Origin of the sequence: Streptomyces sp. SCL15-4 (genome assembly GCF_033366695.1) — a bacterium.
In the GTDB taxonomy this organism is placed as follows: domain Bacteria; phylum Actinomycetota; class Actinomycetes; order Streptomycetales; family Streptomycetaceae; genus Streptomyces.
Window position 1 is genome coordinate 3,247,178 of record NZ_JAOBTQ010000001.1, and the last position, 15,836, is coordinate 3,263,013.

Consider the following 15,836-nt stretch of genomic DNA (forward strand, 5'->3'; position numbering starts at 1 on the left):
GGAGACCCTGTCATGACCGCCCCGACGCCCGTCCCCGAGCTGGTGGCCCGGCAGATCGCGCTGACCCCGGACCGGCCGGCGGTGGCCGCGGCCGGCAGGCAGCTGACCTACGCCGAGCTGGACGCCCGGGCCGACGCCCTGGCCCACGCCCTCGTCGCCCACGGCGCGGCACCCGACCAGCCGGTCGGCGTCCTGCTGCCGCGCGGCCCCGACCTCGTCGTCACCCTGCTCGCCGTCTGGCGGGCGGGGGCCGCCTACCTGCCCCTGGACCCCGGCCACCCGCCCGCCCGGCTGTCCGGCCTGGTCGAGCAGACCGGGCTCGCCCTGGTCGTCACCGACCCCGCCGGGCACGCCCGGGTCACCGCGGCCGGCGCCACTGCGGTGCTCGCCGGCGCCGCCGCCCCGGCCGAGGGGTTCGCGCGGGCCGCCGCCGAGCCCGGCCGGGCCGCGTACGTGATGCACACCTCCGGCTCGACCGGCCGCCCGAAGGGCGTGGTGATCGACCACGCGGGCCTCGCCAACCGCGTCCGGTGGGCGATCGGCTCGCTCGGCCTGGACGCCTCGGACCGGGTGCTGCAGAAGACGCCGGTGACCTTCGACGCGGCCGGCTGGGAGATCTTCGCGCCGCTCGCCGTCGGCGGCACGGTGGTGCTCGCGCCGGAGGGTGCCGAGCGGGACCCGGCGGCCCTGCTGAGGGCCGTCGCCGACACCGGCGCGAGCGTGCTCCAGGTGGTGCCGTCCGTGCTGCGCGCGCTGACCGAGGAGGACGGCTGGGACCGCTGCGGCGCGCTGCGCGTGCTGTGCTGCGCCGGTGAGCCGCTGCACGCCGAGGCGGTCCAGCGGGTCCTCGAGCTGGCCCCGGCCGGGGTCGCGGTCTGGAACACCTACGGGCCGACCGAGTGCTCCGTCGACATCACCGCCCACCGTTTCGACCCGGCGCAGCGCTCCGGTCCGGTGCCGATCGGCCGGCCGATCACCGGGACGCGCGTGCTGGTGCTGGACGAGCGGGGCGAACCGGCGGACGTGGGCGAGCTGTTCGCGGGCGGGGTGGGAGTGGCCCGCGGCTACCTCGGCCGCGCCGACCTGACGGCCGAGCGGTTCGTGCCCGACCCGTACGGGCCCGCCGGAGCGCGGCTGTACCGCACCGGCGACCGGGTCCGGGTGCGCCCGGACGGGGCCCTGGAGTACCTCGGGCGCATCGACCGCCAAGTCAAGATCAACGGCGTCCGGATCGAGCCGGGCGAGATCGAGGCCGCCTTGGAGGCCCATCCCGCGGTCGGCGGCGCCGCCGTCGTGCCGGTCGGGGCGCCGGGCGGCGGACCGGCCCTGGCCGCCTACGTCCGGGCGCCGGAGGTGCCGGACGGGCTGCGCGGCTATCTCGCCGAGCGGCTGCCGGGCACCCATGTGCCGTCGGTGCTGATCGCGGTCGACCGCTTCCCGGTCACCTCCAGCGGCAAGCTGGACCGGTCGGCCCTGCCCGCGCCGGTCCTCCCGGCGCCGGCCGGCCGGCGCCAGTCGGCGGCCGAGGAGACGGTGTCCCGGGTCTGGCGCGACCTGTTCAAGAGCGACGCCATCGGCCCCGACGCCGACTTCTACCAACTCGGCGGAACGTCCCTGCAGTTCACCCGGCTGGTCAGCCGGCTGCGCAAGGCGACCGGCCGCGACCTGGCCCTCGCGGACCTGCTGACCGCCACCACGATCGCCGACCAGGCCCGCCTGCTCGACGGCCCCGGCGACGAGGACGGCCCGGTGCCGTCGGACGGCCGGAGCGACCCGCTCGACGCCCCCGCCGGCCAGGACGGCCCGGTGCCGCTGCCCCGCACCGGCCCGCTGCCCCTGTCCTTCGGCCAGCGCCGGCTGTGGGTGCTGGACCGGATGAAGCCGCGCAGCCGCGAGTGGGTGTCCGCGCTGTTCCTGCCGGTGCCGGACGGCACCGGCACGGAGCGGGTCGCCGCCGCGCTGGACAGGCTGGTGGAGCGGCACGAGGCGCTGCGCACCGCGTTCACCGTCCGGGACGGCGAACCGATGCAGCTGATACAGCCGCCGAGCCCGCTGGGGCTGACCACGGCCGAGGCCGGTCCCGAGGAGCTGCCCGCCGTGCTCGACCGCGAGCTGGACCGGGGCTTCGACCTGGCGGGCGGTCCGCTCGCCCGGGCCCTGCTGGCCCGCGATCCCGCGCCCGGCGGCCGGCAGGTGCTGGTGCTCTCGGTGCACCACATCATCTGCGACGGCTGGTCCTCCTCGGTGCTCGAACGCGAGTTCACCGCGATCCTCTCCGCGCTGCGCGCGGGCCGCGAGCCGCACCTGCCCGCCCTGCCGGTCCAGTACGCCGACTTCGCCGCCTGGCAGCGACAGCGGATCACACCCGAGACGGTGGAGAGGGAACTCGCCTACTGGCGTACGGCCCTCAAGGGCGCGGCCCCGCTGGAGCCGAGGCCCGACCGTCCGCGGCCCCGGGTGCGCGACGGCAGGGGCGCGATGGTGCCGCTGGAACTGCCGCCCGAGGTCACCGAGGCCCTCACCGAGCTGGGCCGGAGCCGCGGGGCCACTCCGTTCATGACGCTGCTCACCGGCTTCGCCACGCTGCTCGCCCGCCGCACCGGACAGTGGGACGCCGTGCTCGGCACTCCGGTGGCCGGCCGCGACCGGCCCGGGACCGAAGGCGTGGTCGGCTTCTTCCTCAACAGCCTGGTGCTGCGCCTCGGCCTGTCCGGCGGGCTGTCCTTCGGCGCGGGTGTCGAGCGGGTCCGGGACGCCTGCCGGGCGGCCTTCGCCCACCAGGACCTGCCCTTCGAGCAGCTCGTCGCCGACCTCGCCCCCGAGCGGGACTCCTCGCGCACCCCGCTCTACCAGGTCGCCTTCGACCTGCACGACGAGGAGCTGACCGGCTCGGCCGCCGAGGCGGCCGACCTGGCGGCCCTGGTGGAGGTCTCCCGGATCGCCAAGACCGACCTCACCCTCTATCTGCGCCGCCGCCCCGACGGAGGGATGTCCGGCGGCCTGGAGTACGCGACCGCCCTGTTCGAGCGGGACACCGTCGAGCGCATGGCGGACCAGTTCGCCCTGCTGCTCCGGCAGGCCTCGGCGCACCCGGACACCCGCCTGGACGCACTCGATCTGCTCCCGGCCGCCGAGCGCGGAGCGCTGCTGCGCTGGAGCGGCACCCCCGCCCCGGCCCACACCGCCGACGCGCCGGGCCTCTTCGAGCGGCAGGCCGACGCCACCCCCGACGCGGTCGCGCTGCGCACCGAATCCGGCGAGGTCACCTTCGCCGAGCTGGACCGGCGCGCCAACCGCGTCGCCCACCGGCTGCGGGATCTCGGCGCCGGCGCGGACACGGTCGTCGGCGTCCTGGTCGACCGCGGCGCCGACCTGATCGCCTCCCTGCTCGGCGTGTGGAAGGCGGGCGCGGCCTACCTGCCGATCGAGCCGGGCACACCGGCCGAGCGGATCCGGTACATGCTGGCCGACGCCGGGACCGGCCTGCTCCTGTCCCGCACGGCCCTCGACGGCGTCCGCACCGTGTCCCCGGGCCCGGACGGCACCGAGGCCTCCACCCGGCCCGACCGCCCGGCCGACCCGGAGCGGCTGGCGTACGTCATCTACACCTCCGGTTCGACGGGCAGACCCAAGGGCGTCGAGATCACCCACGCCGCTCTCGCGGGCCATCTGCGGTGGGCCGTGGACGAGTTGGCGCTCGCGGCCCCGGGCGGCGCGGCGGTGTTCACCTCGGTCGCCTTCGACCTCGGCGTCCCCAACCTGTGGGCGGGCCTGCTGGCCGGCCGGCCGACCACGCTGCTGCCGCAGGACCTGGACCTGACCGAACTGGGCGCCCGTCTGGTCGCCGCCGCACCGCTGGCCTTCCTCAAGCTCACGCCCGGCCACCTGGAGATCCTGTCCGGGCTGCCCGAGGAGCGGATCGCCGGCCTCGCGGCCCGGATCGTCGTCGCGGGCGAGGCGCTGCCCACCGCCCTGGCCGAACGCTGGGCCTCCTTGCTCGGACCGGGCCGGCTGATCAACGAGTACGGCCCCACCGAGACCTGTGTGGGCGCCACCGTCCACCCGGTCACGGCGGGCTCCGGCCAAGACGGCGTGCCCATCGGCCGCGCCCTGCCCGGCGTACGGACGCATGTGCTGGACTCCTGGCTCCGGCCGGTCCCCATCGGCGCGGTCGGCGAACTGTGCGTCGGCGGCGCGGGGGTCGCCCGCGGCTACACCGGCAGGCCGGAGCAGACCGCGGACCGGTTCGTCCCCGACCCGTTCGGGCAGCCGGGCGACCGGCTGTACCGGACCGGCGACCTGGCCCGGGTGCTGGACGGCGGCGAGGTGGAGTTCCTCGGCCGCGCCGACACCCAGGTCAAGATCCGCGGCTACCGCGTGGAGCTTTCCGAGATCGCCGCGGTGGTAGCCGAGCATCCGCAGGTCAGGCAGGCCGTGGCCACCGCGCACGACGGGCTGCTCCAGGTCGTCTACGTCCCGGACGGCACCGAGCCCTCCACGCGGTCGCTCACGGCACTGTGCGCCGCCCGGCTGCCCGCGTACATGCAGCCCGCCGCGTTCACCGCGCTGGCCGCGATGCCGCTGAACGCCAACGGCAAGGTCGACCGCGACGCGCTGCCCGCGCCCGCTCCCCGCGAGAGCGAACTGGTGCCGCCGCGCGGGATCGTCGAGGAACGGGTCGCGGAGATCTTCACCGGCCTGCTCGCGGCCCCGGTGGGCGCGCACACCGGCTTCTTCCGGGCCGGGGGCAACTCGATCCTCGCCATCCGGCTGGTGGCCGCGCTCCAGGACGCCTTCGACGTGGACCTGCCGATCAGGGCCGTCTTCGAGGGCCCGACCGTCGCCGAACTGGCGGCCCTGATCGAGGACTTGGTCCGTTCCGAGCTCGACGCGATGTCCGACGCCGAGCTCAACGCCTACGGAAAGGAGGACGTCAATGGACTTCGCCTTGACGACCGAGCAGCAGCGTCGTCGTGACCGGTTGCTGGCCGCGATCCGGGAGGAGCTGCCGGGCCGCCGGCGCACGGACCCCGCGGACCATTTCGACCGGGAGGACTGGGCCAGGGCGGCGGCCCTCGGGCTCACCGGGCTGTGCCTGCCCGAGGAGGCCGGCGGCGGCGGGCTCGGCGCCCTGGACACCGCGCTGTGCCTGGAGGCGTTCGGCCAGGGCTGCCTGGACACCGGGCTGGCCTTCGGGGTCGCCGCCCATCTGCTGGCCTGCGCGGTGCCGGTACGGGACTTCGCCGGCGCCGAGGTGCGGGAGGAGCTGCTGAAGGGCCTGGCCACCGGCTCGCTGATCGCGTCCAACGCGATCACCGAGGACGGTGCGGGCTCCGACACCGCCCGGCTGGAGATGACCGCCCGGCGCGACGGCGACTGCTACGTGATCGACGGCGTGAAGTCGTTCGCGAGCAACGCCCCGCTGTCTGACGTGATCGTCACCTACGCCGTCACCGAGCCCGAGGCGGGGTTCCTCGGCACCAGCGGGTTCGCCGTCCCGCGCGAGCTGCCCGGGCTGAGCGTCGGCCCGCCGCTGGAGAAGATGGGCCTGCACGGCTGCCCGGCCGGCCGGATCACCTTCGACGGGGTCCGGGTTCCCGCCCGCTATCTGCTGGGCGGCGAGGGCCAGGGCCGGGCGATCTTCCAGCACTCCATGGGCTGGGAACGGGCCTGCCTGTTCGCGATCTACCTGGGAGTGATGACGTACCAGCTGGAGCGGTGCGTCGCCCATGTCCGGTCGCGCAAGCAGTTCCGCCGCAGGCTGGCCGACTTCCAGGCCGTCTCGCACAAGATCTCGGTGATGTCGGAGCGGCTGGAGGGGGCGCGGCTGCTGCTGTACCGCGCCTGCTGGCTCACCGACCAGGGCACCGCCGACGCCGGTGCCGTGTCGCTGGCCAAGGTCGCGGTCTCCGAGGCCGCCGTCGCCAACGCCCGGGACGCGGTCCAGGTCTTCGGCGGCATCGGCTACCTCGCCTCCACCGGCATCGAGCAGCAGCTGCGCGACGCCGTGCCCAGCACGCTCTTCTCCGGCACCACCGAGATCCACCGGAGCGTCATCGCGAGGGAGAGAGGCTTGTGAACCTGCACGAGCTGGTCATTCGATCCGCCCGGCGCCATCCGGAGCGGCCGGCCCTCGCGGGCCCGGACCGGGAGCTGAGCTACCGGGAACTCGACCGCGCGGCGAACGCCTACGCCCGGCTCCTCGCCGGGGCCGGGGTGGGCCACGGGGACCGGGTCGTCCTGTGGGGCGACAAGTCGCCCTCGGTCGTGGTGGCGATGCAGGCGGTGCTGCGCCTGGGCGCCGTCTACGTGCCCCAGGACGGCACGGCCCCCCTCGGCAGGGTCGCCACCGTGGCCCGCGACTCGGGCGCCCGGGTGGTGTGCGCGACGGGGACCCGGCTGACGGAGGTCCGCGCGGCGCTCGGCGGCGTCGCGGCGCTCGACCTGGAGGCCGGCCCGCCCGGCGACGAGGCCGCGCCGCCGGTCGACACGGAGGTGAAGCCGGACGACCCGGCCTTCGTCCTCTACACCTCCGGCTCCACCGGGACGCCGAAGGGCGTGAGCATCAGCCACCGCAACGCCCGTGCCTTCGTCGACTGGGCCGTGGACCTGCTCGGCGCGGGCCCCGAGGACCGCTTCGCCAACCACGCGCCGCTCGTCTTCGACCTGTCGGTGCTGGACCTGTACGCCGCCTTCTCGGCCGGCGCCTCGGTCCGCCTGGTCCCGGCCGCGCTGGCCTACGCGCCCGGCGAGCTGGTGGAGTTCCTGCACCGGGAGCGGATCACCGTCTGGTACTCGGTGCCCTCGGCGCTGATCCTGATGATCCGCGGCGGCGGGCTGCTGGACCGGCCCGCTCCCGCCGGACTGCGGGCGCTGCTGTTCGCCGGGGAGCCGTTCCCGGTCGCCCACGTCCGCCGCCTGGCCGCCTGGACCGACGCCCGCCTGCTCAACCTCTACGGCCCGACCGAGACGAACGTGTGCACCTGGCACGAGGTCGTCCCGGCCGACCTGGAGCGCGACCGGCCGGTGCCGATCGGCAGGGCCGCGAGCGGCGACGAGGTGTGGGCCAGGACCGACGCCGGCACCGTCGCCGGGCCGGGCGAGCAGGGCGAACTGATCGTCACCGGACCGACGGTGATGCTCGGTTACTGGGGCCGCACGCCGTGCTCCGGCGAGTACGCCACCGGCGACATCGTCACCGTGCTGCCCGACGGCTCCTTCGACTACGCCGGCCGCCGCGACCACGCGGTGAAGATCCGCGGCCACCGGATCGAACTCGGCGAGATCGAGACCACCTGCAACACCCACGACGCCGTGGAGAACGCGGCCGTCGTCGTGGCCGGCGAGGGCATGGACGCCCGGCTGATCGCCTTCGTCGTCCCCGTGGCCGGCGCCCGGCCCGGCGCGCTGGCCCTGCGCCGGCACCTGGCGGAGCGGCTGCCCAGCTACATGATCGCCGACCACGTCCATCTGCTCGCCGACCTGCCGAGGACCCGCAACGGAAAGATCGACCGTCCGGCGCTGGTCCGGCGGCATCTGTCCCTTTCGAAAGGACGCTCGTGAACATCGACGCCGTGACCGCCCGCGTACTGGACTTCATCAGGACCGAGTTCCTCTGGTCCGACGAGGGCCGCGAGATCGACGCGGACACCCCGCTGCTGGAGTGGGGCATCGTCGACTCGCTCCGGATCGCGCTGCTGCAGGCCTTCATCCTCAACGAGTGGGACGTCTCCGTGCCCGCCGTCCGGATCGACGCGAAGAACTTCAAGAACGCCGCCTCGATCGCCACCATGATCTGCGAGCTGGAGCAGGAGACCGTCCGATGAACACCACCGACTTCGACATCGCCGTGATCGGCGGCGGGCCCGCCGGCTCCACCGCCGCCTCCTACCTGGCCCGCGCCGGGCTCTCCGTGATCGTCTTCGAGAGCGAGACCTTCCCCCGGCCGCACGTGGGCGAGTCGCTGGTGCCGGCCACCACGCCGGTACTGCTGGAGATCGGCGCCCTCGACAAGATCGACGAGGCCGGCTTCCCGCGCAAGTACGGCGCCTCCTGGACCTCGGCGGAATCCCGCGACATCCCCCGGCTGGGCTTCAGCGGCCTCCAGCACGACTGGACCGCGGACATCCAGTTCGTCGAGCGCGACCAGCAGGGGGTGGACCGCGACTACACGTACCACGTGGACCGGTCCCGCTTCGACTCGATCCTGCTGCGGCACGCCGAGGAGCAGGGCGCGACCGTCCTCAACGGGGCCCGTGTCCTCGGCGTCGACTTCGGCGACCCGGAGGTCGTGGTCCGCACCCGGATCGCGGGCAAGCGGGTGGACTACACGGTCGGGATGGTCGTGGACGCCTCCGGCCGGCAGACGATGCTGGGCCGGCAGCTGAAGACCAAGGTGCCCGACCCGGTCTTCGACCAGTACGCCGTGCACGCCTGGTTCGAGGGGCTGGACCGGGAGGCGCTGTCCACCTCCGCGGCCCAGGCCGAGCACATCTACGTGCACTTCCTGCCGATCAACGACTCCTGGGTCTGGCAGATCCCGATCACCGACACGATCACCAGCATCGGCGTGGTGACCCAGAAGAAGCGCTTCTCCGAGGGCAGCGGCGACCTCGACGAGTTCTTCTGGGAGTTCGTCGGCAGCCGCCCCGAGCTGTACGACGCGCTCAAGGGCTGCCGCCAGGTCCGCCCGCTCAAGGCCGAGGGCGACTACAGCTACTCGGTCAAGGAGATCACCGGCGACCGCTACGTCCTGATCGGCGACGCCGCCCGCTTCGTGGACCCGATCTTCTCCAGCGGGGTCAGCGTGGCCCTGAACAGCGCCCGCATCGCCTCCCGGGACATCATCGCGGCGCACGCGGCCGGCGACTACGGCAAGGACCGGTTCGCCGCCTACGAGACCAAGCTCCGCAGGGCGGTGCGCTACTGGTACGAGTTCATCTCCATCTACTACCGGCTCAACGTCCTGTTCACCGCGTTCGTCCAGGACCCCCGGTACCGCAAGGACGTGCTGAAGATGCTCCAGGGCGACGTGTACGACGACGAGGAGCCGAAGGCCCTGGTCGCCATGCGCGAGGCGGTGGCCGCGGTGGAGGCCAACCCCGACCACCTGTGGCACCCCTACCTGGGCACCCTCAAGGCCACCCGCTGACCGGCACCGCTCCTTACGGAAGGAACTGAATCCGTCATGCTCATCCTGCGACACAGCGAGGTCGCGCGGCTTCTCGACGGCTGCGAACTCGACACCATGTCGGTCGTCGCGGACGCCTACCGCCTGCACGAGCAGGGCGACACCGCGGTGCCGCACTCGACGTTCCTGCGGTTTCCCGGGCAGCCGCGCGACCGCATCATCGGGCTGCCCGCCTACCGGGGCGGGCAGCGGCCGGCCGCCGGCATGAAGTGGATCGCCTCCTTCCCCGCCAACATCGAGCGCGGGATCCAGCGGGCCAGCGCGGCGATCATCCTCAACTCCCTGGAGACGGGCCGGCCCGAGGCCCTGGTCGAGGGCTCGCTGATCTCCGCCAAGCGCACCGCGGCGAGCGCGGCCCTCGCCGCGGAGCTGCTCACCCGCGACCGGCGTCCCGACGGCCTGTCGCTGATCGGCTGCGGGGTGATCAACCTGGAGATCCTGCGCCACGCGCACGCGACACTGCCGGACCTCACCTCGCTGGCGGTGTACGACAGTTCGCCCGAGCGGGCCGCCGCCTTCGCCGCCCAGGCGGCCGAGGCGGTGCCCGGGGCGCGGGTCCTCGTGCTCGACAGCGCGGAGAAGGCGCTGGCCGCGCACGGCCTCGTCGCCATCGCCACCTCGGCCGTCGAACCGCACCTGGACCTGGGAGCGGCCGAGCCGGGCACGGTCGTGCTGCACATCTCGCTGCGGGACCTGCTGCCCGAGTCGCTGACCGGCGCGTACAACATCGTCGACGACACCGAGCACGCGCTGCGCGAGCGCACCTCCCTCGACCTCGCCGTCCGGGCGGCGGGCCACCGCGACTTCATCGCACCGACGATCGGCCGGCTCCTCCTGGACGAGGACACCGGGAAGGGATTCCGCCCCGAGCCGGGCCGGACGGTCGTCTACGCCCCGTTCGGTCTCGGCGTCCTGGACATCGCGCTGGCCGACCACGTCCTCACCGCCGCCCGGGCCCAGGGGCTCGGCGTACGGGTGGAGGGCTTCCTGCCCGCCTGACCGGCCGGGAGCCCTCGCCACCGAAGCAGGGCCAGGGCCGGTACATCCCCCGGCCGGCCCTGGCCCTCCCCTCTTCCGGCGCCGCCCGGCTCCTCGCAGAGAGGCACGTCATGCCCCGAACCCCGCCCGCCGCCGACGCCCCCGGACGAGCGGTCCACCGGACGATCCACCGGGGCCGCGCGCCGTCGGTGGGCGACGGCGCCGGCCGCTTCGGCCGGAGCAACGCCGTGCACGTGTGGCACGGCCGGGTCGCGGACCTTCCCGACCCGGCCGACACGGCCCTGCTGGACGACACGGAACTGAGCACGTTCCGGCGGCGCGGCGCGCCGTTCGCCGGCCGCTACGCGGGCGCGCACGCGGCCGTGCGCCGGATCCTCGCCGACCACTATCTCGGGGGCCCGCCGGCCGCGATCCGGTTCGGCCGGCACCGGTGTCCGCGGTGCGGCGACCCCACGCACGGGCGGCCCAGGATCGTGGCGCCCGCGACCCGGCTGGACTTCAGCCTGTCGCACTCCGGGCCGTACTGGCTGCTCGCCGTCACCGCCGGCGGTCAGGTGGGCGTCGACATCGAGGAGCACACCGGGCGCGGCTTCGGTGACGCGCCCCGGATCGCGCTGTCGGACGCCGAACTCGACGTCCTGAGCGGGGCCGGGGACGAGCGGGAGCACGAGGCGCTCTTCCTCCGCGCCTGGACCCGCAAGGAAGCGGTCCTCAAGGCCGTGGGCGTGGGCATCGTCGCCGACCTGCGCGCCCTGGACACCCTCACCCACCCGCACGGCCCGCTCCGCGTCGACCACGCCGAACCGGGCCGCCCCACGGCGTGGACCGTCCAGGACCTCCCCTTGGGCCCGGCCCGCACAGCGGCCCTGGCCCACGAACACACCCGCCCGGGCCCCGTACTCCTACGCCACCCGCCCACCCCTTAGAACCGGCCCTGCCGGCACCCGCCTCTCCGACACCGCCGAAGCCCCCGGCGGCCCGACCCGGCATACCTCCCGTCACCTGACGCGCCACCGCCCAACCTGCCTGAGCGCAACCAGCCCTGCCGGCACCCCGGTACGACCCGCCCTCTCATGCACCGCCGGTCCGGTGGCCCGAACCGGCATACCTCCCCTCACCTGACGCGCCACCGCCCAACCTGCCTGAGCACAACCGGTCACGCCGGCACCCCGGTACGGCCCGCCGTCCCGCGGCCTGGTGCGCCCGACCGCCGGCGGCCCGGTGCGGGCCGGTCCACCCACGGCCTGGTGTCGCCGGGTCCCTGCTGCGGGCCGGTACGACCCGCGCTCTCAAACACCGCCGAGTCCCCGGCGGCCCGACCCGGCCGGTTTCCCGTCACCTGGCGCACCACCGCCCAGCTGGCCTGAGCGCAACCGGTCACGCCGGCACCCGGGTACGACCCGCCGTCCCGCGGCCTGGTGCGCCCGACCGCCGGCGGCCCGGTGCGGGCCGGTCCTCCCACGGCCTGATGTCACCGGGTCCGTGGTGCGGGCCGGTCCCGGACGGCCGGGTGCCACCGGGCCTCTGATGGCCCGGTGACACCCGTTTCCGCTGCCCGGCGTCGCCGGGCCTTCGGCGGCCCCGTGCCGCCGGACCGGCCGGACCGGCCTGGCGGGCGGGCCGCCCGGGCCGTCGCGCCTTTCCTCTGCTCTCCAGCTTGTGCGCAGTGCTGTCGTGGAACTGCGCACAAGCTGGAGCCCCCGTCACCCTGTCGGACCGGCCACGAGATCTGCCCGGCCGGAAAGCGCCGGCGCGAAGTCGTCCGCCAGAATCGCCTGGTGGGCGCTGCGCAAGGTCGGCCCCGGATCGACCCCCAGCTGTTCCCGCAGCAGACCGCAGCCCGCGTGGAACGTCTCGAAGGCCTCGGCCTGCCGGTCGCCGCGATGCAGGGCGATCATCAGCTTCGCGCGGAACGTCTCCCGCAAGGGATGCGCTCCCACCAGCTGCGTGAGTTCGCCGATCAGCTGCCGGTGCCGGCCCAATTGGAGATCCGCGTCGATCCGGCTCTCCAGCACTTCCATCCGGGCCATCTCGATCCTGGACCGCTCGTTGTCGACCAGCGCATCCGTCACCCCCGTGAGAGTGGGACCGCTCCACAGGTCGAGCGCCGCCCGGAACCGGGACGCCGCGTCCCCGATCCGCTCCGCGCGCATCAACGCGTGACCCTCTTTGGCCAGCTTGTAGAACTCGTCCAGATCGAAGCGGGCGCCCCCTCTCTCGATACGGTATCCGCGGCCGCACCGCGTGATCGTCGCACCGCCGTGGAAATGACCCCGCAGCCGCGAGGCGTAGGTGTAGATCTGTGCCTGGTACGTGGCGGGCGGCCGCCGTTCCCACAGAACCCCGCCGAGGTCGGAGTCCGAGACGACCCAGCCGTCGGCGAGCAGGAGGGCGGCCAGTATGGTCCGTTGCTTGCAACCGCCCAGTGGAGCCTCCACCTCGTCGGACCACAGTCCGACGGGCCCGAGAACGCGGAACTCTAGCATGACCGTCAGTCAGCTCCCATCTGTGTCTCCCTGTGCGTACACGACGACAACTCCTGCCCGGTGCCTACGGGTTCGCGGGTCAGGATCTCCTTGGCGCCCCTCCCCCTGGGGTCGCCGAACGAGGTGCCGATCAGCTTCTGTGGCTGGCCGTGTGGGGGGAGGTGGACGAGCAGCTGCCGCTGTTCGGCCGCGGTCGGGGGGATCCGGACGCCGGCCGACTCACGTCGAGCGGGCCCAGCACACTGATCTCCATGGCAACTCCAGGTCGATTCACCTGAATCGGCGGGCCGGAGCCCGGTGTAGTCGACAGTGCCACGCGGTGCGGAGGCGGCCCAGTGCCGTCGTACCGGGGCCGGTGTGTGTTCCTCAGGTGCTGGATCATGAAGAAATCACGGTGCCGTGCCCCACGACCCGCCGTCCCGGCGGATCACCGCAGGCCGGCGGTGCTCTGTCGGCATCGGTGGGGGATGTCCCCGGTCCGCCCCGAACGCCGTGGGACGGCCTCGTGTGAAAAGTTCACCCCTCGCTGATGACCCGCACACTGGGGGCGCTCCGCCGTGCTTCGCAGAATCGTTCCCGAACCAAGCGAGCCCATGGCAAGCCCACTGCGAAGGGAACCGATCGCGATGACCCCGCACACCCCGCACCAGGGCACTTCGAGGCACACCCCGGTCGCCGCCGTACCGGCCGGTCAGCTGGTGATCGAGAACCTGGACGTCCCGGCCGAACAGTACGGCGCGCTGTTCACCGTGACGTACACGAACGTCGTCCCGGCGCCGGCGAGTACCGCCGCATGACCGCCACCGGGACGCACCGCGGCGCCGCAGGCCTCCTCGGCTTCAAACGTCACCTGCGGGCCGCCGTCGTGCCCGGAGAAGCCGCCTATCTGCTCTCGCAGCGCGGGGTCACCGCACTGCGCGGGCTGCCGGCCGAGGTGCTGGCACCTCTGCTGGACGGCACCCGCGACCGGGAGACGGTGATCCGCGACGCCGCCCCGGCCCTCGACCCCGAGGCGGCCCGGTCGGCGCTCGCCGCCCTGGAGGCCGCCGGCCTGCTCAGGCTGCACGCCGCCCCCGCCGCCACGGCGCACCCGTCCGCCGCCGCGGCCGAGGCCTACTGGGACCTCGCCGGACTGGACGGCGGGCGGGCCACCCGCGACGTGGCCGCGTCCCTCGTACGGCTCGTGGCCCTGCCCGGAACGGACCCCGGCCGGCCGCACACGGCGCTGCGGGAGTCCGGCATCCGGGTCGCGGACGCCGGCGCGGACGCCGGCTTCGCGCTCGTCCTCTGCGACGACTACCTGGACCCGGCCCTGGCGGACGTCGACGCCGTCCTCCGCGACCAGGGCACACCGTGGCTGCTGGCCCGTACCGGCGGCGCCGACCCGTGGGTGGGACCGGTGTTCCGGCCGGACACCGGCCCGTGCTGGTCCTGCCTGGCCGTCCGGCTGCGCGGCCACCGCCGCTCGGAACTGCCCCTCCAGCGTCATCTCGGGCTCGCCGGCCCCGCCGGCCGGCCGACGGCCGGTCTGCCGGCCTGCGCGTCGGCGGCGGCCCAGCTCGCCGCCCTGGAGACGGCGAAGTGGCTGGCCGGCATCCGGCATCCCGGCCAGGACGCCGTACACATCCTGGACACCCTGCGGTTCGCCTCCGCCGCGCACCCGGTGGCCCGGCTGCCGCAGTGCCGGGTGTGCGGCGACCCGCGGCTCGTCACCCGGCGCGTACGCGCCCCGTTCGTACCGGTGTCCCGACCCAAGGCCGACCAGGACTCGGCCGGCCACCGGGCGCTCACGCCGCGCCAGATGCTGGACCGCTACGGCCATCTGGTCGGCCCGGTCACCGGCATCATCAAGGAGATCAGCCGGGCCAAGCACTGCCCGGACTTCGTGGAGTCCTTCCTCTCCGGCCAGAACCTGGCCATGGGCGCCGCCTCCCTGGCCGGCCTGCGCGCCGGCCTGCGCGCGCTCAGCGGCGGCAAGGGCGTCACCGAGACCGAGGCCAGGACCAGCGCCCTGTGCGAGGCGGTGGAGCGCTACAGCGGCACCCGGCACGGCGACGAACCGGTGGTACGGGACACGTACGCCGCGCTCGGCCCGGCCGCCGTACACCCGCGCGCGTGCCAGCTCTACGCCGACCGCCAGCTGCGCGACCGGAGGGCGTGGAACGCCACCGGCTCCTGGCTCAGCCACGTACCCGAACCGTTCGCCGAGGACCGCCCGACGGACTGGACACCGGTGTGGTCGCTGACCGGCGGCACCCAGCGGCTGCTGCCCACGTCCATGCTCTACTTCGGCCAGGAGCCCGCCGCCGACGGCCTGTGCGCCGACTCCAACGGCAACGCCGCCGGCAGCAGCCCGGAGGACGCCCTGCTCCAGGGCTTCCTGGAACTGGTGGAGCGGGACGCCGTGGCGCTGTGGTGGTACAACCGCACCCGCCGGCCCGCCGTGGACCTCGACGGCGCGGACGAACCGTACGTCGAGCGGATCCGCGCCGGCTGCCTGCGGGCCGGCCGCGAGCTGTGGGCGCTCGACCTCACCTCGGACTTCGGCATTCCGGTGGTGGCGGCGCTCTCCCGGCGCACCGACGGGCCCACCGAGGACATCGTGTTCGGCTTCGGCGCGCACTTCGACCCGCGGATAGCGCTGCGGCGCGCGCTCACCGAGATGGGGCAGCTGCTGCCCGCGGTGGCGCCCGGCCCCGGCGGCACCGGATACGCCATCGCCGACCCGGACCCGGTGCGCTGGTGGCGCACCGCCACCCTTGCCAACCAGCCTTATCTGGCGCCGCATCCGTCCGCTCGGCCGGTCCCGGCCCACGGCCGCGGCTACCGGCCCCGGGCCGATCTGCGCGACGACGTCACGGCCGTCACCGAACTGGTCCGGGAGCGCGGCATGGAGCTGCTCGTCCTCGACCAGACCCGCCCGGATCTGCAACTGCCCGTGGTGAAGGTGATAGTTCCCGGAATGCGCCACTTCTGGCCGAGATTTGCCCCCGGACGGCTCTTCGACGTCCCGGTCGCCCTCGGCGCGCTGTCCGAACCCACCCGCTATGCCGACTTGAATCCTGTGCCGATGTTCGTTTAGCCCGGCAACTTCTGACCGGCGACTACCTTCACCTATTATCCCTCTCAGTGCGCGTGGCCGCGGGCTAGCGGAGGGGGCC

10 protein-coding genes are annotated in these 15,836 nt (G+C 74.3%); 9 read left to right on the forward strand and 1 reads right to left on the reverse strand.

The window, feature by feature from the left end; genetic code table 11:
* Window positions 1–12: 12 nt before the first annotated feature.
* From SCK26_RS13840 to SCK26_RS13870, 7 genes are all read left to right on the forward strand, one after another.
* On the forward strand, window positions 13–4,977 hold the full coding sequence (locus SCK26_RS13840) for a non-ribosomal peptide synthetase (RefSeq protein ID WP_318201617.1): 4,965 nt from the start codon (window positions 13–15) through the stop codon (window positions 4,975–4,977).
* Window positions 4,937–6,079 carry an acyl-CoA dehydrogenase family protein gene (locus tag SCK26_RS13845; protein ID WP_318201618.1) on the forward strand — a complete coding sequence of 381 codons (1,143 nt, stop codon included), beginning with the start codon at window positions 4,937–4,939 and terminating at the stop codon, window positions 6,077–6,079. The genes SCK26_RS13840 and SCK26_RS13845 overlap by 41 nt, the downstream gene beginning before the upstream one ends.
* Complete coding sequence (locus SCK26_RS13850) at window positions 6,076–7,563, forward strand: amino acid adenylation domain-containing protein (protein ID WP_318201619.1); 1,488 nt, start codon at window positions 6,076–6,078, stop codon at window positions 7,561–7,563. The genes SCK26_RS13845 and SCK26_RS13850 overlap by 4 nt, the downstream gene beginning before the upstream one ends.
* Window positions 7,560–7,826, forward strand: coding sequence for a hypothetical protein (locus tag SCK26_RS13855; RefSeq protein ID WP_318201620.1), 267 nt, complete (start codon window positions 7,560–7,562; stop codon window positions 7,824–7,826). The genes SCK26_RS13850 and SCK26_RS13855 overlap by 4 nt, the downstream gene beginning before the upstream one ends.
* Window positions 7,823–9,151 carry an NAD(P)/FAD-dependent oxidoreductase gene (locus SCK26_RS13860; RefSeq protein WP_318201621.1) on the forward strand — a complete coding sequence of 443 codons (1,329 nt, stop codon included), beginning with the start codon at window positions 7,823–7,825 and terminating at the stop codon, window positions 9,149–9,151. The genes SCK26_RS13855 and SCK26_RS13860 overlap by 4 nt, the downstream gene beginning before the upstream one ends.
* A 36-nt stretch (window positions 9,152–9,187) precedes the next feature.
* Window positions 9,188–10,189, forward strand: a complete 1,002-nt coding sequence (sbnB, locus tag SCK26_RS13865; RefSeq protein WP_318201622.1) for a 2,3-diaminopropionate biosynthesis protein SbnB — start codon at window positions 9,188–9,190, stop codon at window positions 10,187–10,189.
* Between the two features lie 110 nt (window positions 10,190–10,299).
* Window positions 10,300–11,115: a 4'-phosphopantetheinyl transferase family protein gene (locus tag SCK26_RS13870; RefSeq protein ID WP_318201623.1), complete on the forward strand. Its 816-nt coding sequence runs from the start codon at window positions 10,300–10,302 to the stop codon at window positions 11,113–11,115.
* A 777-nt stretch (window positions 11,116–11,892) separates the two neighbouring features.
* Here the strand turns inward: SCK26_RS13870 and SCK26_RS13875 are convergent.
* Window positions 11,893–12,675 carry an AfsR/SARP family transcriptional regulator gene (locus SCK26_RS13875; protein WP_318201624.1) on the reverse strand — a complete coding sequence of 261 codons (783 nt, stop codon included), beginning with the start codon at window positions 12,673–12,675 and terminating at the stop codon, window positions 11,893–11,895.
* Window positions 12,676–13,301: 626 nt separating this feature from the next.
* Here SCK26_RS13875 and SCK26_RS13880 point away from each other — a divergent pair.
* A complete protein-coding gene (locus SCK26_RS13880) occupies window positions 13,302–13,472 on the forward strand; it encodes a hypothetical protein (RefSeq protein ID WP_318201625.1) in 171 nt (56 codons plus the stop codon).
* Window positions 13,469–15,757 carry a TOMM precursor leader peptide-binding protein gene (locus SCK26_RS13885; RefSeq protein ID WP_318201626.1) on the forward strand — a complete coding sequence of 763 codons (2,289 nt, stop codon included), beginning with the start codon at window positions 13,469–13,471 and terminating at the stop codon, window positions 15,755–15,757. Before SCK26_RS13880 ends, SCK26_RS13885 begins: the two co-directional genes overlap by 4 nt.
* The last annotated feature ends 79 nt before the right edge of the window (window positions 15,758–15,836 follow it).